At 64.2% G+C, this 16,419-nt stretch carries 15 protein-coding genes and 1 pseudogene; 13 read left to right on the forward strand and 3 right to left on the reverse strand.

The genetic code is table 11. The features are described from left to right. Positions 1-64: 64 nt before the first annotated feature. The 9 genes from RFA01S_RS16530 (at position 65) to yhjD (ending at position 8,056) form a co-directional block, all read left to right on the forward strand. Complete coding sequence (locus RFA01S_RS16530) at positions 65-739, forward strand: response regulator transcription factor (protein WP_032371022.1); 675 nt, start codon at positions 65-67, stop codon at positions 737-739. Continuing rightward, positions 736-1,710, forward strand: a complete 975-nt coding sequence (locus tag RFA01S_RS16535) for a HAMP domain-containing sensor histidine kinase (protein WP_032366682.1) — start codon at positions 736-738, stop codon at positions 1,708-1,710. Before RFA01S_RS16530 ends, RFA01S_RS16535 begins: the two co-directional genes overlap by 4 nt. A 94-nt stretch (positions 1,711-1,804) precedes the next feature. Beyond that, positions 1,805-3,235: a DUF4153 domain-containing protein gene (locus tag RFA01S_RS16540; RefSeq protein ID WP_052060874.1), complete on the forward strand. Its 1,431-nt coding sequence runs from the start codon at positions 1,805-1,807 to the stop codon at positions 3,233-3,235. Positions 3,236-3,277: 42 nt separating this feature from the next. Further along, positions 3,278-3,562 carry a DUF6412 domain-containing protein gene (locus RFA01S_RS16545; RefSeq protein ID WP_032408070.1) on the forward strand — a complete coding sequence of 95 codons (285 nt, stop codon included), beginning with the start codon at positions 3,278-3,280 and terminating at the stop codon, positions 3,560-3,562. A 61-nt stretch (positions 3,563-3,623) separates the two neighbouring features. After that, positions 3,624-4,013, forward strand: coding sequence for a DUF6412 domain-containing protein (locus RFA01S_RS16550; protein ID WP_052060857.1), 390 nt, complete (start codon positions 3,624-3,626; stop codon positions 4,011-4,013). Positions 4,014-4,076: 63 nt separating this feature from the next. After that, complete coding sequence (gene yidC, locus RFA01S_RS16555) at positions 4,077-4,979, forward strand: membrane protein insertase YidC (protein WP_052057203.1); 903 nt, start codon at positions 4,077-4,079, stop codon at positions 4,977-4,979. A gap of 52 nt (positions 4,980-5,031) precedes the next feature. Next, positions 5,032-5,838 carry an exodeoxyribonuclease III gene (locus RFA01S_RS16560; RefSeq protein WP_027496409.1) on the forward strand — a complete coding sequence of 269 codons (807 nt, stop codon included), beginning with the start codon at positions 5,032-5,034 and terminating at the stop codon, positions 5,836-5,838. A gap of 71 nt (positions 5,839-5,909) precedes the next feature. Continuing rightward, complete coding sequence (trpS, locus tag RFA01S_RS16565; protein WP_032371019.1) at positions 5,910-6,950, forward strand: tryptophan--tRNA ligase; 1,041 nt, start codon at positions 5,910-5,912, stop codon at positions 6,948-6,950. An 86-nt stretch (positions 6,951-7,036) separates the two neighbouring features. After that, positions 7,037-8,056: an inner membrane protein YhjD gene (yhjD, locus tag RFA01S_RS16570; protein WP_032371018.1), complete on the forward strand. Its 1,020-nt coding sequence runs from the start codon at positions 7,037-7,039 to the stop codon at positions 8,054-8,056. A gap of 43 nt (positions 8,057-8,099) precedes the next feature. Here yhjD and RFA01S_RS16575 read toward each other — a convergent pair whose 3' ends face one another. After that, positions 8,100-9,416, reverse strand: a complete 1,317-nt coding sequence (locus RFA01S_RS16575) for a D-alanyl-D-alanine carboxypeptidase family protein (protein WP_032387036.1) — start codon at positions 9,414-9,416, stop codon at positions 8,100-8,102. A gap of 260 nt (positions 9,417-9,676) precedes the next feature. Here RFA01S_RS16575 and RFA01S_RS16580 point away from each other — a divergent pair, with 260 nt between their 5' ends. From RFA01S_RS16580 to RFA01S_RS16595, 4 genes and pseudogenes are all read left to right on the forward strand, one after another. After that, positions 9,677-10,627 (forward strand): substrate-binding domain-containing protein, encoded by a 951-nt coding sequence (locus RFA01S_RS16580; RefSeq protein WP_032367238.1) that lies wholly within the window; start codon positions 9,677-9,679, stop codon positions 10,625-10,627. A 27-nt stretch (positions 10,628-10,654) separates the two neighbouring features. Beyond that, on the forward strand, positions 10,655-11,713 hold the full coding sequence (locus RFA01S_RS16585) for an ABC transporter permease (RefSeq protein WP_032408071.1): 1,059 nt from the start codon (positions 10,655-10,657) through the stop codon (positions 11,711-11,713). 2 nt (positions 11,714-11,715) lie between these two features. Continuing rightward, positions 11,716-12,527 (forward strand): annotated as a pseudogene (locus RFA01S_RS16590) (ATP-binding cassette domain-containing protein). A gap of 84 nt (positions 12,528-12,611) precedes the next feature. Further along, complete coding sequence (locus RFA01S_RS16595) at positions 12,612-13,817, forward strand: acyl-CoA dehydrogenase family protein (protein ID WP_052060858.1); 1,206 nt, start codon at positions 12,612-12,614, stop codon at positions 13,815-13,817. Between the two features lie 61 nt (positions 13,818-13,878). Here the strand turns inward: RFA01S_RS16595 and RFA01S_RS16600 are convergent, their stop codons facing one another. Together RFA01S_RS16600 and sdhA are read right to left on the reverse strand one after the other, a co-directional pair. Further along, positions 13,879-14,661 carry a succinate dehydrogenase iron-sulfur subunit gene (locus tag RFA01S_RS16600; protein WP_027496417.1) on the reverse strand — a complete coding sequence of 261 codons (783 nt, stop codon included), beginning with the start codon at positions 14,659-14,661 and terminating at the stop codon, positions 13,879-13,881. Between the two features lies 1 nt (position 14,662). After that, a complete protein-coding gene (gene sdhA / locus RFA01S_RS16605; RefSeq protein ID WP_027496418.1) occupies positions 14,663-16,414 on the reverse strand; it encodes a succinate dehydrogenase flavoprotein subunit in 1,752 nt (583 codons plus the stop codon). Between the last annotated feature and the right edge of the window lie 5 nt (positions 16,415-16,419).

Raw genomic sequence — 16,419 nt, forward strand, 5'->3', positions numbered from 1 at the left:
CCTTCACCGAACCTCCACATTTCCCGACGAAGTCCTCCATGTCCGACCTCTAGGGTCAATTCTCATGAGCCGCACAGTTCTCGTAGTCGACGACGAACCCACGATCTCCGACGCCGTGGCCGCTCGACTGCGAGGCGAAGGGTACGACGTGGTCACCGCCGCAGACGGCCCGTCCGCGGTGGAGGTGTGCGGCCGGATCGACCCCGACGTGGTGGTGCTGGATCTGATGCTTCCCGGTTTCGACGGACTCGAAGTATGTCGACGCATCCAGGCGTCCCGGCCGGTACCGGTACTGATGTTGACGGCCAAGTCCGACGAGACCGACATGCTCGTCGGGCTGGGCGTCGGTGCGGACGACTATCTGGGCAAGCCGTTCAGCATGCGCGAACTGGTTGCACGTGTGCATGCTCTCATCCGGCGTGCCGAACGCGTCGTCACTCCCGAGCAGTACACCACTCGAATCGGCGACGTGCACATCGATCACCGGGAGCGACGCGTCTCCACCGACGCGGGCGACATCCACGTCACCAGAACCGAATTCGACATCCTGGCGTATCTGGCCGCTCGACCTCGCACGGCGGTGTCCAGGGAGACTCTGCTGTCGGAACTGTGGGGTTGGGACGATTCGGCCAGCAGTCGTACCGTCGACAGTCATGTGAAAGCGTTGCGGCGCAAGCTCGGTGGCGACCTGATTCGTACCGTCCACGGCGTCGGATACGCCGTGGAGGCACCGCGATGAGGCCGATGCTGCCGCGTCCGCTCGATCCCTTGCGGTCGTTCAAACTCAAGGTCTCGCTCGTGGTGGGCATCGTGCTGGTGCTGGCGAGCGTCGTCTTCTGGATCGGGGCCGGCTGGCAGTTTCGCTACACACTTCTCGCCGCATTGATCGTGTCTTTGGCTGCAACACAATTCGTCGCGCACGGCATGACGTCGCCCCTGCGAGAGATGACTTCGGCGGCCAAAGCGATGGCGCGAGGCGACTATTCGACCCGGGTGCGTGCCACGTCCCGCGACGAGGTGGGCGAGCTCGCCACCGCGTTCAACACCATGGCGAGCGACTTGGAAGCCGCCGAGAAGTACCGCCGCGAGCTGATCGGAAACGTCTCCCACGAATTGAAGACTCCCATCGCTGCCTTGCGGGCAGTGCTCGAGAACATGGTCGACGGGGTGACCGAACCCGACCCGGCCACGTTGTCTGTCGCCCTGGGCCAGACCGAGAGACTGGGAAACCTGGTGACCGAACTGCTCGATCTGTCGAGGGTCGAGGGCGGAGTGCTGAGCATCGCCCCGACGGAATTCCCGGTGCGCCCCTTCCTGGAGGAGGCGACCGGCGTTCATAGAGAACGAGTATCGATCGTCGTCTCACCCGGTGCCGGGACGGTTGTCGCCGATCGCGCTCGAATGACGCAGGTGATCACCAATCTCGTCGACAATGCCGTACGGCATTCGCCGCAGTCGGGCACGGTGAGTATCCGAGCGCATCGAGCCGGGGACCGGTTCGCGTTCGATGTTCGCGACGAGGGTCCCGGCATCGCACCGGCCGACCGTCACGCGGTGTTCGACCGGTTCACTCGCGGCGGATCCACCGACGGCGGAACAGGTCTCGGACTCGGAATCGCACGGTGGGCCACCGAACTGCACGGCGGGACAATCGACGTTCTCGACAGTGAGTCGGGCTGCCACATCAGAGTGGCCATCCCCGGGCGCTGACGACCCACCTTCTCTCTCACACACACCTCGACTGCTCGTCCCTGGACCGCAGCCGCGGTTCGGCATGCCTCGAACACAGAAATGGATCACAGTCATGACCACGATCGGAATACCCATTCAACCCAGAACGCGGCCTCGTCGATCGCTGTGGAGCGCTCGAACCTGGCCGGTGCTGCGACACTCTCGGGCACCCCGCGCGGCACTTCTCGGAGCGCTTGCTGCCGGGCTCGTCGCGACAGTGATATTGGGCTACAACAACTTCGGCGTAACCATCACCGCCGCAAGCATCATGGCTGTCGTCGTAGCGGTACGGCGTGCGTCGTTGTCGCCGTGGGAGTGGGTGGGTGTGGCGGGGGTCCTAGCCTTGTCCAGCGTCGCGGCGCTACGAGAGGCGGAGTGGATCGTCGCTCTGTCCGTTGCCCTTGCTGTCGTCGTCGGGTCGGTCGTTCTCTCGCGGGCCTGGACTTGGACGGGCATCGCTCTCGGCGCCGTGCTGCCGCTGCTGCTGCCCTTGCGGGTCGTGCGGTGGACGCGACGAGGGGCGGGAACCGTCGATCTCGACGGGCCCAAGCCGATCCGAATCGGCGTGGTCGCCGCCGTCACCGTCGCGCTCTGTGTGGTGTTCGCCGCGCTGTTCGGGGCGGCGGATCGACGTTTCGCGGATGCTCTGGGCTCGGTCACTCCGCAGTTCGATCTCGGATCGATTTTCGGGCGAGTGGTCGTATTCGTACTGACGGCTGCAGGTACGCTCGCCGCCGCATACGTGGCCGTGCATCCGCCGCGCTTCGACCGCCTGGCGGCAACACCGCGTCGCACACTTCGGTTGTGGGAGTGGGCAATACCGCTCGGCGCTGTCGTCGGCCTGTTCGGGGTATTCGTCGCCTTTCAGATTCCGAGCTTGTTCGGCGGCCAGGGACACGTTCTGAGCACCGAAGGTTTGACCAACGCCGAGTACGCACGGCAGGGCTTCTGGCAGTTGCTGACGGTGACGGTATTGACCTTGCTCGTCATCGCGGTCACCGTGACCAAGGCCGAACGAACGGACCTACGCGACCGACTTGCATTGCGGGTTCTGCTCGGCGCGCTGTGCGCACTGTCGGTGGTGATCGTGGCGTCGGCGTTGCATCGAATGTCGTTGTACGAGGAGCAGTACGGCTACACCACCCTGCGGCTGTTCGTCACCGCCGTCGAATGGTGGTTGGGTTCGGTGTTCGTATTGCTGCTCGTCGCGGGCGTACGTATGTCGGGTCGCTGGCTTCCGCGAGCAGTCGGTGTGGGAGCAGTGCTGACCGTTCTCGCCCTCGCGGCCGTGAACCCGGACGCATACATCGCGCGGCAGAACGTCGAACGGTTCGAGGAGACGGGGCGGATCGACGTGTTCTACCTCGGCGGGTTGTCGGCGGACGCAGATTCCGAACTCGATCGCCTGCCCGAACGTGTGCGTAAGTGTGTTCAGGCCCGAGGCCCGGTCTCCTGGGGAGACAGCTGGTACCAGTGCACAGACCCGACGGTATCTGTACCCTGAGCAACGACTCGACGATCGGTGACGTAAGGACGGAGGTGCACGATGGGCTATCAGAACCTCGTCGTCACGTCGGTGCTGTTCTTCACGCTGCTGCTGACTACTCCGGCCGGACCGGCGGATCTCGCGCTGATCATCTTCGCTGCTCTGGCGGCGGCGGTGTTCTACGCGCATCGTGCCGGGGCGCTGAGCCTTCTGTACCGTCCGTCGAACGTCGGACCGAATGCGGAGGAGCGCCACCTTCGTGGCTCGTTCCGACGTCAACATCGCCCCGACGCACCCGGTCGCCCGCAGCCGCGAGCACCCGGTCTCCTGGTGGGAGCGCTGTAGTTCGACGGCTCTCCCACACCTCACGTGCCCCTGGTCCACGAGGTTCATCGGGAGAATCGCTATGTTGTCCATCGACAACGCCACCCGCCGTGTCGGTTCGACGGCTGCATTCGACGCAATTTCCAGGCGTACGGTGTCGCCGTGGCGAGCCGCAGTGGTCACCCTCGTCGGGGTGGCGGCAGTCCTGCTGGTCGTCTTCGCCGTCGTCGATGCCCAGCCCGCGGCCCAGATAGCGATGTTCGGTGCGTTGGTGGCTGCGGCACTGCTGGTGACGGGTGCATCGGCCGACGTCCTCGTCGTGGTGCCGCCCGCGTCCACAACCGCCGGATCCGACGGCGGCAGACTCCGCGGGGCCTACCGCAGACAAGAGCAACCCGACACGCCAGGCCGCCCTATGCCGAGAGCACCCGGATCGGTTCACGGACCGGATCGGTGGCTCCAGTTCCGCTGAGCCACTGCGAGATCCGGTCGAGACGTCATCCGACCGATTTCTCTCTCAGTGAGGCACTCCATCATGCTCGATTTCGTCTATTACCCCGTCTCCGCGGTGCTGTGGTTCTGGCACCGGGTGTTCGGTTTCGTGCTCGGCCCCGACAACGGCGTCGCCTGGGCCTTGGCCGTCGTATTTTTGGTCTTCACGCTACGAACGCTGTTGATCAAACCGTTCGTCGGTCAGATTCGTTCACAGCTCGCCATGAAGAAACTCCAACCCAGGCTCGAGGAGGTACGGAAGAAGTACTCCGGTGACCGGGCTCGACAGGCCACGGAAATCCGCACAGTGCAAAAGGAACACGGGGTGAACCCACTGATGGGTTGCCTCCCGCTGCTCGCGCAAGCACCGGTGTTCATCGGTCTGCTGCACGTGTTGCGCTCGTTCAACCGGACGGGAACCGGGTTCGGGCATCTCGGTATGTCGGCGCAGGAGAATGCGAGTACAGCCAACTACGTGTTCGGTGCGGGCGATGTGCAGTCGTTTCTCGACGCGCGGCTGTTCGGCGCACCGATCTCCGCTGCCGTCAGTAGCTCTCGAGATGTTCTCGAAGCGTTCGGTCCGTTCGGTGGGGTGCCGTCGGTGTGGAGCATCGCGGTCGTCGCGGTGCCGTTGATGATCGTTGCCGCGGTGGCTACCCACCTGAACTCCCGGGCATCGATCGCGCGTCAGGATGCGGCCGCCGCGGCGAACCCGCAGACCGCGATCATGAACAAACTCGCGCTGTGGGTCTTCCCGGCCGGGGTGCTGATCGGTGGCCCGGTGCTGCCCGTTGCGGTGCTGCTCTATTGGGTGAGCAACAACATCTGGACCTACGCCCAGCAGCACATCGTCTACCGACGGATCGACCAGGAGCCGGTCGCGGTGCCGAAAGTGGCATCAGTGGTGACGGCTCCGAAGCCAGGAGCCAAACCGAAGAGAAGGTGAGCCTGCGGAGGCCACCTGCCGGTTGTCGGTGGCCTCCGCTACGGTCGTCGGCGTGCCGATCACTATTTCCACTGTCAACGTCAACGGGATCCGCGCCGCTGTTCGCAAGGGCATGCTTCCGTGGCTCGAGGCCACCGATGCCGACGTCATCTGTCTTCAGGAGACGCGCGCCAACGACGGCGAGCTGACCACAGCACTGGCCCCGGCCCTCGATGCGGGATGGCATCTGGCGTCGGCGGAACCGTCGGCGAAGGGACGCAACGGTGTGGCCCTGCTGTCGAGGGCCGCGCCGGAGGCGATCAGAACCGGCATCGGCGTCGCTGAATTCGCCGACGCGGGTCGCTACATCGAAGGAGACTACGGTGACGTCACCGTGGCGAGCCTGTACCTGCCGTCGGGCGAGGTGGGGACCGACCGACAGGACGAGAAGGAACGCTTCATGGCTGCGTTCGCGAAGTATCTCGCCAAGACCGCCAAGGCAACGACGTCCGCCGAGCGCGACGTCGTGGTCTGCGGCGACTGGAACATCGCCCACACCGAAGCGGATCTGAAGTCGTGGAAGACCAACCGCAAGAAGTCGGGATTCCTGCCCGAAGAACGTGAGTGGGTATCGCGATTGCTCGCCGAGAAGTCACCGTGGACCGACGTCGTGCGTGAGCTGCACCCCGGCGTCGAGGGGCCGTACAGCTGGTGGTCCTACCGCGGTAAGGCGTTCGACAACGACGCCGGGTGGCGCATCGACTACCAACTCGCCACCAGTGATCTGGCCGAGCGTGCGAAGGAAGCTGTCACCGAGAGAGCGGAGGCGTACGACCAGCGGTGGTCCGATCACGCGCCGGTGACGGTGCGCTACCGCTAGGAGCGGAGCCTGCGGGACTGGTGTGGCAAGGCAATCGGTACGGGTCGGGGACGGCGTGAAAAGATTGCCGCATGTCTTCTCCTGACTCGATCGACACGTCGCAGGGTCCGCGTCGTCGGGTGCTCTCGGGCATCCAACCGACGGCGGATTCGTTCCATCTCGGTAACTACCTGGGTGCGGTGCGGAACTGGGTGGAGTTGCAAGAGGAGTTCGATGCGTTCTACTTCGTTCCCGATCTCCATGCGATCACGGTTCCGCAGGACCCGAAGGAATTGCGCCGGCGCACCCGGATAGCGGCCGCACAACTGTTGGCGGTGGGTATCGATCCCGAGAAGTCGACGTTGTTCGTGCAGAGCCAGGTTCCCGAGCATGCGCAGTTGGCGTGGGTTCTCAACTGCATCACCGGGTTCGGCGAAGCCGGCCGGATGACGCAGTTCAAGGACAAGTCCGCCAAGCAGGGTCGCGATCACACCAGCGTCGGGTTGTTCACCTATCCCATTCTGCAGGCCGCGGACATCCTGCTGTACCGGCCGAATCTCGTTCCGGTGGGCGAGGATCAGCGTCAGCATCTGGAGTTGACTCGCGATCTGGCGCAGAGGTTCAACTCGCGGTTCAAGAAGACCTTCGTGGTTCCCGATGCACACATCATCAAGGGCACGGCCAAGATCTTCGACCTGCAGGATCCGACGGCGAAGATGAGCAAGTCGTCGTCGAATCCGGCGGGCATCGTCAACATCCTGGACGATCCGAAGGTGTCCGCGAAGAAGATTCGTTCGGCAGTGACGGACAACGAACGCGATATTGTCTTCGATCCGGAGAACAAGGCAGGCGTCAGCAATCTTCTGGTGATTCAGTCCGCTCTGTCCGGGAAGAGCATCGATGATCTGGTCGCCGGTTACGCAGGCAAGGGCTACGGCGATCTCAAGTCCGACACTGCCGACGTGCTGACCGAGTTCGTGGTTCCGCTGCGCGAACGAATGGACGTATTCATGTCCGATGTAGCCGAATTGGATCGCCTCCTCGCTGTCGGTGCGGATCGAGCCAGGGAGGTCGCGAGCAGAACGCTGGCTCAGGTGTACGACAGGGTGGGGTTCCTTCCTCCCGGCGCATAGCCCTGTCAGTACACGATATTCGCGCTACACGACATTTCGAGGACACGGCCCGAACAGCCGCCGACGACAGCGAAAAGGTGAGTGCCATGCCCGATTTCAAGGCCATGCTCGACGATCGGCGTGCTCGGTGGCCGTGGCTGGATCACACTGTTGTTGCCGCGCAGCGATATCAGGGGCAGAAGGGCGATTACTACGCCGCGGGGATGACGTATTTCAGTGTGCTGGCGTTGTTTCCGCTGCTGATGGTTGCATTCGCCGTTGCCGGGTTCGTACTGGTGAATCAGCCCGAATGGCTTGCCGAGATTCAGTCGCAGATCGCCGAGAACGTCCCCGGTAGCTTCGGTGAGACGATCAGCTCGCTGATCGATACCGCGATCGAGTCCCGTACCGGTGTCGGTGTCATCGGCCTGCTTGGCGCGCTGTACGCGGGGCTCGGTTGGGTGGCCAATCTGCGTGAGGCCCTGACCGCGATGTGGGAAAGCCAGCACGAGTCGGGCGGATTCCTTGCGACCAAGGCCAAGGACCTCGCGGCTCTGCTCGGCCTGGGAGCAGCTCTGGTGCTATCTCTCGGGCTGTCCGCGTTGGCCGGGGGCGGCGTCATGCGTGGCATTCTCGAATGGTTGAACCTCGATTCCGTTCCCGGCGTCGGAGTGGCGCTGCGGGTCTTCTCGATACTGCTCGCGCTTGTCGGAACCTGGGCGCTGTTCACCTGGGTGATCTCACGTCTGCCCCGCGAACCGGTGTCGTGGCGCAGTGCGGCCAAAGGTGCACTGTTGGCCGCAGTCGGGTTCGAGATCTTCAAGCAACTCGGCGCGATCTACCTCGCGTCCGTCACGAGCGGGCCCGCCGGAGTCGTGTTCGGTCCCATCATCGGTCTGTTGGTGTTCGTGTTCACGACGTCGCGGTTGGTGCTGTTCTCGACTGCGTTCGCAGCCACCACTCGGGAGAGCCTTGCTGACGCTCATGTTCCGGCACCGGACCCCGCGGTGATCAACACCCGGGTCGAGGTGAGCGACGGCCCGGGTGTCAAGGGTGGTCTGGCCTTGGTGGGCGCGGGCGCTCTGGCCGCTCTGGGTATCGCTGGACTTCGCAATCGGCGACGCTGATCCGAGGCAACCTACTTGCGAATGTGAGAGGCGGCGGGGGAGTTCAGGGGCGGCGAGACAGTGTGCGTGCGCCCCACAGCAAACCGGCCACGACCAGTGCACCGATGACCCCGATTGCGATGCGCACGACCGTGTCGCCCTGCGCCTGCAGATCGGATTGTCGGCTACCCGATTCGGCACTCGACGCCGACGCAGGGGGTTGAGCAAGGGTCGGCACCGCGCCGGTCGCACGTGTACTCGTCACCGGCGACGTGGAATCCGGTTCGACCAGATCGCCGACGCTGCTGCTCGTATCCAGGGCGAACCCGTAGTCGAGCAGCCGAGCGGCCTGTTCCCACGGCCGGATCGGTAGCACGTCACCCTTCATGAGCGTCACGACCAGACGGCGACCGTTGCGTTCGGCACCCGCCACGAAGGTCTGCCGGGCATCGTCGGTGTAGCCGGTCTTGCCGCCGAGAGCGCCCGGATAGTTGTAGAGCAGCTGGTTGTCGTTGGACAGCGTGAAACCGGGGCGGTCCTGGTCGTCGGGGATCGTGGGATCCTTCGGATAGCCGGGAAATTGCACGTTCTCGGTCGAAATCAGTTGCGCGAAGGTCGAATTGCGCATGGCCTCCCGGTAGAACAGTGCCAGGTCGTAGGCCGAGCTGGCCATGCCGGGCCCGTCCAGGCCGGAGGGAGTCGCGGTCCGTGTGTCGAGCGCGCCCAACTCTGCTGCCTTGGCATTCATCTTCTCGACGGTCGCGGTGTCACCTCCCAGCTGAGCCGACAAGGCATGCGCGGCATCGTTTCCCGACGCCATGACCAGGCCCTGCAACAGTTGCAGATTGGTGTAGACACCGTTCTTCCCGATGCCGACGGCGCTGCCTTCCGCGTCGGCGTCCTCGGCCGTTGCGGTGATCTGTTTGCCGAGGTCCAGCTCGTCCAGAGCGACGAGGGCGAGCAGTATTTTGATCGTGCTCGCCGGTCGGTGCCGACCGTGTGGATCCTTGGCGGCCACGACCGATCCGGAATCGAGGTCTGCCACCACGAACCCGGTTGCCGAGATGTCCGCGGGCAGTGGGGGCGCGCCGTCCGGCACGATCGCGCCGCACTCGGCCAGTCGGGATCCGCCCACCGGGTCCGCCGGGATCGGAACCGGTTGTGGCGCAGCGCTACCCGGAGCCGGAACTTCCGAGGAGTCGATCGCCGGGGGCGGAGAGGCCGCGAACGGGCACGCGTCGGTGTTCGGCGTCGTGAACGGTGGCGTCGTCGATGCGACGGGTGGCTCGACTGCCGGCTGCGCCGATGCCGGGCCGCTGCCGACGCCGGCGAGAGCGAGAGCCGTCGCCCACACGGCTACGAACTTTCGAGTCCTTTTCATCGCGAATTACCATAGGCGCTGCAAAGGTCACCGAGGCCGCGACCCACCGGGGAGCGGGCCGGTTCGAAGGCCCTGCCAAACTACGTCCATCGTCTGTGATCGGCATTACGTTGTACAGACAGTGATCCGCCGAGCTGTACTACCGACAGCTCGGTCGCCCGAGAGGAACCCGGATGACATTTCGACAGGCGGCCCGTACCGGCTCGCTCCGCTCGGTTCGACGCCGCGCCGGTGGGGCGGGTGTCGCACTCGGGTTGGTGATGGTGCTGACGCTGACGGCCTGTTCGAGCACCGGTGGGGCTCCACGATCCACCGACAACGGCAGCAATGCGGGAGTGGCGAACACGCCTGCGGCGACGGTAGCGATGATCACGCACGAGGTACCGGGCGACACGTTCTGGGATCTCATCCGAAAGGGAGCCGAGGCCGCAGCCGCCAAGGACAACATCGAGCTCCGCTACTCGGCCGATCCGGAGGCACCCAATCAAGCCAATCTCGTTCAGAGCGCGATCGACTCGAAGGTGGACGGCATCGCTCTGACACTGGCCAAGCCCGAGGCCATGGCTCCGGCTGTCGAGGCGGCAACCGCAGCGGGCATCCCGGTCGTCGCCTTCAATTCCGGCTACGACGCATGGAGCGCAATGGGGGTGCAGCAGTACTTCGGTCAGGACGAAACCATCGCGGGTAGGGCTGCCGGGGCGCGGCTCACCGAAGACGGTGCGCGAAAGACCTTGTGCATCATCCAGGAGCAGGGTGCAGTAGCGCTCGAAGCGCGCTGCGCAGGAGTTCGACAGGGCTTCACCGGGGGCAGCACCGAAATTCTGAACGTCAACAGCAAGGACATGCCGTCGGTCGAGGCGACGATCACCGCGAAGCTCCAGCAGGACCCGAGCATCGATCACGTGGTAGCGCTCGCAGCCCCGATCGCACTGACCGCGGTGCAATCGAAGACCAATGCCGGTAGCGACGCCACCGTCGTCACGTTCGACACCAACGCGGCCCTCGTCGACGCGATCGAGTCAGGTGACGTCGCCTGGGCCATCGATCAGCAGCCCTATCTGCAGGGTTATCTCGCCATCGACTCCCTGTGGCTCTACCTCAACAACGGCAACACCATCGGCGGCGGCACCCCGGTGCTCACCGGCCCGGCCTTCGTCGACTCGACCAACATCGAGGCCATCGCCGAGTACGCCCGCAACGGAACTCGCTGAGCGTCGTCCGGACGTGGAAGGAACATCATGCCAACACAGGCCGACCCGGCTTCGGGAACGCACGCCGTGATCCTGGACGAGCGGGTGAAGAAACAGAAACCGTTGCAGCGCTTGCTGATTCGCCCAGAGATGGGTGCCCTGTTCGGTGCGATCGCCATCTTCGTCTTCTTCTGCATCGTCGCGCCGCCGTTTCGGTCTCCCGAAGCACTGGCCACCGTGCTGTACGCGTCGTCGACGATCGGAATCATGGCGATCGGTGTCGCGTTGCTGATGATCGGCGGCGAGTTCGACCTGTCCACCGGGGTCGCGGTCACGTTCTCCTCGATCATGGCGTCGATGCTCGCCTACAACCTGCATCTCAACGTGTGGACCGGAGCTGTGCTGGCGCTGGGCCTGGCATCGGCGGTCGGCTTCGTCAACGGGTATCTGGTGACGAAGACGAGAATTCCGTCGTTCCTGATCACGCTGGCATCGTTCCTGATGCTCACCGGCATCAATCTGGCCGTCACCAAACTCGTCACCGGACAGGTTGCGACCCCGTCGATCTCGGACATGCAGGGCTTCGACTCGGCGAAGGCCGTGTTCTCTTCGTCGTTCTCGCTGTTCGGGGTCTCCATCCGTATCACCGTCGTGTGGTGGGTCGTGTTCACACTCGTGGCCACGTGGGTGCTGATGAGAACTCGCATCGGTAACTGGATCTTCGCCGTCGGCGGCGATCAGGAATCGGCCAGGGCCGTCGGTGTTCCGGTCACCAAGGTCAAGATCGGCCTGTTCGTGCTCGTAGGGTTCTGCGCGTGGTTCGTCGGGATGCACCTGCTGTTCGCGTTCGACACCGTGCAGTCCGGCCAAGGCGTCGGCAACGAATTCCTCTACATCATCGCGGCAGTCATCGGAGGGTGTCTGCTCACGGGTGGGTACGGCACCGCCGTCGGAGCCTTCATCGGTGCGTTCATCTTCGGAATGACCAACCAGGGCATCGTGTATGCCGGATGGAATCCCGACTGGTTCAAGTTCTTTCTCGGCGCGATGCTCCTCTTCGCCGTGATCGCCAACAACTCCTTCCGTAACTACGCGGCGAAAAGGTGAGCATGACTACCTCCTCGGACCAGCCCGTCCAGTCGCCGTCGGGCGCGTCGGCGCCGCTCATCGAGCTGAAGAACGTCGGTAAGAACTACGGCAACATCGTGGCGCTGCACGGAATCGACCTACGCGTCGGCGCCGGTGAGGTCACCGGAGTTCTCGGTGACAACGGCGCGGGCAAGTCCACGTTGATCAAGATCATGGCGGGCCTGCACAAGCAGTCCGAGGGGGAGCTGTTCGTCGACGGCACACCGAGGACGTTCGACTCGCCGAGGGATGCTCTCGACCTGGGTATCGCGACGGTCTACCAGGATCTTGCCGTGGTCGCGCTGATGCCGGTGTGGCGCAACTTCTTTCTCGGCCAGGAGCTCACGAAGGGCAGATTCTTCAAGACTCTGGACACGAACGCCATGCGCGCGACGACCATCGAAGAGCTGCGCAAGATGGGCATCGATCTGCCCGACGTCGATGCCCCCATCGGGGCGCTGTCCGGCGGTCAGCGGCAATGCGTGGCAATTGCGCGCGCGATCTTCTTCGGAGCCGGTGTGCTGATTCTCGACGAGCCCACCGCGGCGCTGGGAGTCAAACAATCCGGGATGGTGCTGCGCTACATCTCCGCCGCCAAAGAGCAGGGACTGGGCGTCGTGTTCATCACCCACAATCCTCACCACGCGTACCTGGTGGGCGATCATTTCGTCCTGCTCGACCGCGGCCGCCAGAAATTGGACTGCACCTACGACGACATCTCGCTCGACGAGCTCACGACCGAAATGGCCGGGGCCAGGAGCTCGCAACCCTCACCCACGAACTCGGTCGCTGAGACCCGCGATGGGTGAGACAGGGGCACGGCGGGTAGAAGAGCAATAGTGGTGCCCGAGGGCGGCACCGGACGAAGGAGTCGACCATGAGCAAGCACGAGCCCCTCGGGCCACTGTCGCCGGACTTCCTCGAATCGGATTTCTACGGGTATCAGGGCTTGCTCGACGAGGCCGAAGTCGACGTGGTGCTGCGTACCCGCCGGTTCCTCCAGGAGCAGGTTGCGCCGCGAGCCAACGAGTTCTGGGAGAAGGCCGTCTCACCGGTACACCTCATGCCGGCCATCGCCGACCTCGAAATCGCGGGTCTGGGATACGCATTTGACGACCGCAAGGCCTCCCGCAAGCTACTCACCGGCTGGCTCGAGATGGAATTCGCGCGGGTCGATCCGTCCACCGGAACGATGTTCAGCGTGCACAGTTCGCTGGCGATGAGCAGTATCTCGATTCTGGGGTCCGAGGAACAGCGCGAGCGGTGGTTGCCCGCCATGCGCCGAATGGAGACGATCGGCGCGTTCGGACTCTCCGAACCGCACGGCGGATCGGACGTCGCCGGCGGGTTGGAGACCACGGCTCGCCTCGATGGAGACCATTGGATTCTCAACGGAAGCAAGCGATGGATCGGTAATGCAACCTTCGCGGACCTGACGATCGTCTTCGCCAAGGACGAGGCGGACGGCGAGGTCAAGGGCTTCGTGGTCGAGAAGGAATTCGAGGGGTTCCGGGCCGAGAAGATCGAGGGGAAGTACTCGCTTCGCGCAGTGGAGAACGCCGACGTTCATCTCGAGAACTGCCGCGTCCCGGTCGCCAACAAGCTGGCCGAGGCCAACTCGTTCGCCGACACCGCCAAGGTGCTTCGGCTGACCCGCGGAGGAGTGGCGTTCCAAGCCGTCGGCGTCATGATGGGCGCGTACGAGCGAGCCGTCGCCTACGCGCGCGAACGGGAGCAGTTCGGGTCTCCGATCGCCTCGTTCCAGCTCATTGCCGATCTCATCGCGCGGATGACGGCGAACATCACCGCGTCTCTGGGGATGGCCGTTCGCGTCGCACAACTGCAGGGCAACGGAGTTCATCACGACGAGCATGCGGCGCTCGCGAAGACGTTCTGCACGACGCGTCTGCGCGAGGTGGTCGGATGGGCCCGAGAGATCATGAGCGGCAACGGAATTCTCATCGAGCACGAGGTCATCAGGTTCTTCTCCGATGCCGAGGCGTTGTACTCGTACGAGGGCACCGCTCAGATCAACAACCTCATCGTCGGCCGCGGCGTGACGGGTTACAGCGCGTTCGTGTGACGGACAGACGAAAGCGCCCCTTCGCGTCTGCGAAGGGGCGCTTTCGTCGTAGCCGTGGAGATCAGCGAGCGAACAGCAGTGCGCGCTTGACTTCCTGGATGGCCTTGGTCACCTGGATGCCACGAGGGCATGCGTCGGTGCAGTTGAACGTGGTGCGGCAGCGCCACACACCCTCGACGTCGTTGAGGATGTCCAGACGCTCGGTGGCACCCTCGTCACGGCTGTCGAAGATGAACCGGTGCGCGTTGACGATGGCCGCCGGACCGAAGTAGCTTCCGTCGCTCCAGAACACCGGGCACGAGGTGGTGCAGCACGCACACAGGATGCACTTGGTGGTGTCGTCGAAACGGGCGCGGTCCGCAGCCGACTGAATGCGCTCGCGGGTCGGCTCGTTGCCCGTCGTCATGAGGAACGGCTTCACGGCGCGGAACGCGTCGAAGAAGGGCTCCATGTTGACGATGAGATCCTTCTCCACCGGCAAGCCACGGATGGGCTCGATGGTGATGTTGAGGGTCTTCGACGAATCCTTCGGCAGCATGTCGCGCATCAGCACCTTGCAGGCGAGACGGTTGACGCCGTTGATGCGCATCGCGTCACTGCCACAGACGCCGTGGGCGCACGAGCGACGAAACGTCAGAGTTCCGTCGAGGTAGCCCTTGACGTAGTGCAGCAGGTTGAGCAGACGGTCGGTGGGCAGCGTGGGGACCTGGAAGGTGTCCCAGTACTGGCCGTCGCCGCTCTCGGGGTTGAAACGAGCGATCTTGAGCGTGACCATGACCGCGCCGTCGGGCACGGGAGGCAGATCGTTCTGTTCGGACTTCTTGTCCAGTGTGGGTGCGCTCATGTCAGTACTTCCGCTCCATCGGCTCGTAGCGGGTCTGGATTACCGGCTTGTAGTCCAGGCGGATCTCGGTGAGCAAACCTTCGCCCTCCTTGTAGGCCATGGTGTGCTTCATGTACTCGGCGTCGTTGCGATCGGGGAAGTCCTCGCGAGCGTGTCCGCCGCGTGATTCCTTGCGATTGAGCGCTCCGACGACGGTCACCTCGGCCATCTCGAGCAGGAAGCCGAGTTCGATGGCTTCGAGCAGGTCGCTGTTGTAGCGCTTGCCCTTGTCCGCGACGGTGATGTGGTTGTAGCGCTCCTTGAGGGCGCGCACATCCTTCAGCGCCGTCTCGAGGCGTTCCTGCGTGCGGAAGACCGACGCGTTGTTGTCCATCGACTGCTGCATCTCGGAACGGATGTCGGCCACCCGCTCGTGACCGTGGTCGGACAGGATCAGCTCGAGCCAGTCCTGCACCATCTTCGCCGGCTCCTCGGGGAGCGGGGTGAAGTCCACCGAGTTGGCGTACTCGGCCGCGGCGATGCCCGCACGACGACCGAAGACGTTGATGTCGAGCAGCGAGTTGGTTCCCAGACGGTTCGCGCCGTGCACCGACACGCAGGCGCACTCACCTGCCGCGTACAGGCCGGGGACGATGTCCTCGTTGTTGCGCAGCACCTCACCGCGAATCTTGGTGGGGATACCGCCCATGACGTAGTGACAGGTCGGGTAGACCGGCACCGGCTCCTTGACGGGGTCGACACCGAGGTAGGTGCGCGAGAACTCCATGATGTCGGGGAGCTTCTCGTCGAGAACTTCCTCGGGGATGTGGGTGACGTCGATGTAGACGTAGTCCTTGTTGGGACCACCGCCGCGTCCCTCGAGAACCTCGAGCACCATCGACCGCGCCACGATGTCGCGCGGAGCGAGGTCCTTGATGGTCGGGGCGTACCGCTCCATGAAGCGTTCACCCGACTCGTTGCGCAGAATGCCGCCTTCGCCGCGGACGGCCTCGGAGATGAGGATGCCCAGGCCTGCGAGGCCGGTCGGATGGAACTGGTGGAACTCCATGTCCTCCAAGGGAAGTCCCTTGCGGAACACGATGCTCATGCCGTCGCCGGTCAGAGTGTGCGCGTTGGAGGTCGTCTTGTAGATACGTCCCGAGCCGCCGGTCGCGAAGATGATCGACTTGGCGTGGAAGATGTGCAGTTCGCCGGTGGCGAGTTCGTAGGCGATGATGCCGGTGGCAACCGGCCCGTCGTCCGTCTCGGTCAGGCAGAGATCGAGCGCGTAGAACTCGTTGTAGAACTCGACGTCGTGCTTGACGCAGTTCTGGTAGAGCGTCTGCAGAATCATGTGACCGGTGCGGTCGGCTGCGTAGCACGCGCGACGAACGGGTGCCTTGCCGTGGTCACGGGTGTGGCCGCCGAAGCGTCGCTGGTCGATCTTTCCTTCGGGCGTCCGGTTGAACGGAAGACCCATCTTCTCGAGGTCGAGGACGGCGTCGATGGCCTCCTTGGCCATGATCTCCACCGCGTCCTGGTCGGCGAGGTAGTCGCCGCCCTTGACGGTGTCGAACGTGTGCCACTCCCAGTTGTCTTCCTCCACGTTGGCCAGGGCGGCGCACATGCCGCCCTGAGCTGCTCCGGTGTGGGAGCGGGTGGGGTAGAGCTTGGTCAATACGGCTGTCCGAGCACGGGGTCCGGCTTCGATCGCAGCACGCATTCCGGCACCGCCTGCGCCGACGATCAGTACGTCGTAACGATGTTCCTGCATGTAAG

The sequence above is a fragment of the Rhodococcoides fascians NBRC 12155 = LMG 3623 genome (genome assembly GCF_001894785.1).
GTDB classification, from domain to species: domain Bacteria; phylum Actinomycetota; class Actinomycetes; order Mycobacteriales; family Mycobacteriaceae; genus Rhodococcoides; species Rhodococcoides fascians.

Bases quoted from the DNA above. Each gene is read 5' to 3' on its own strand.
- RFA01S_RS16530 (WP_032371022.1), top strand. From the start codon at position 65: ATGAGCCGCACAGTTCTCGTAGTCGACGACGAACCCACGATCTCCGAC.
- RFA01S_RS16535 (WP_032366682.1), top strand. From the start codon at position 736: ATGAGGCCGATGCTGCCGCGTCCGCTCGATCCCTTGCGGTCGTTCAAA.
- RFA01S_RS16540 (WP_052060874.1), top strand. From the start codon at position 1,805: ATGACCACGATCGGAATACCCATTCAACCCAGAACGCGGCCTCGTCGA.
- RFA01S_RS16545 (WP_032408070.1), top strand. From the start codon at position 3,278: ATGGGCTATCAGAACCTCGTCGTCACGTCGGTGCTGTTCTTCACGCTG.
- RFA01S_RS16550 (WP_052060857.1), top strand. From the start codon at position 3,624: ATGTTGTCCATCGACAACGCCACCCGCCGTGTCGGTTCGACGGCTGCA.
- yidC (WP_052057203.1), top strand. From the start codon at position 4,077: ATGCTCGATTTCGTCTATTACCCCGTCTCCGCGGTGCTGTGGTTCTGG.
- trpS (WP_032371019.1), top strand. From the start codon at position 5,910: ATGTCTTCTCCTGACTCGATCGACACGTCGCAGGGTCCGCGTCGTCGG.
- yhjD (WP_032371018.1), top strand. From the start codon at position 7,037: ATGCCCGATTTCAAGGCCATGCTCGACGATCGGCGTGCTCGGTGGCCG.
- RFA01S_RS16575 (WP_032387036.1), bottom strand. From the start codon at position 9,416: ATGAAAAGGACTCGAAAGTTCGTAGCCGTGTGGGCGACGGCTCTCGCT.
- RFA01S_RS16580 (WP_032367238.1), top strand. From the start codon at position 9,677: ATGGTGCTGACGCTGACGGCCTGTTCGAGCACCGGTGGGGCTCCACGA.
- RFA01S_RS16585 (WP_032408071.1), top strand. From the start codon at position 10,655: ATGCCAACACAGGCCGACCCGGCTTCGGGAACGCACGCCGTGATCCTG.
- RFA01S_RS16595 (WP_052060858.1), top strand. From the start codon at position 12,612: ATGAGCAAGCACGAGCCCCTCGGGCCACTGTCGCCGGACTTCCTCGAA.
- RFA01S_RS16600 (WP_027496417.1), bottom strand. From the start codon at position 14,661: ATGAGCGCACCCACACTGGACAAGAAGTCCGAACAGAACGATCTGCCT.
- sdhA (WP_027496418.1), bottom strand. From the start codon at position 16,414: ATGCAGGAACATCGTTACGACGTACTGATCGTCGGCGCAGGCGGTGCC.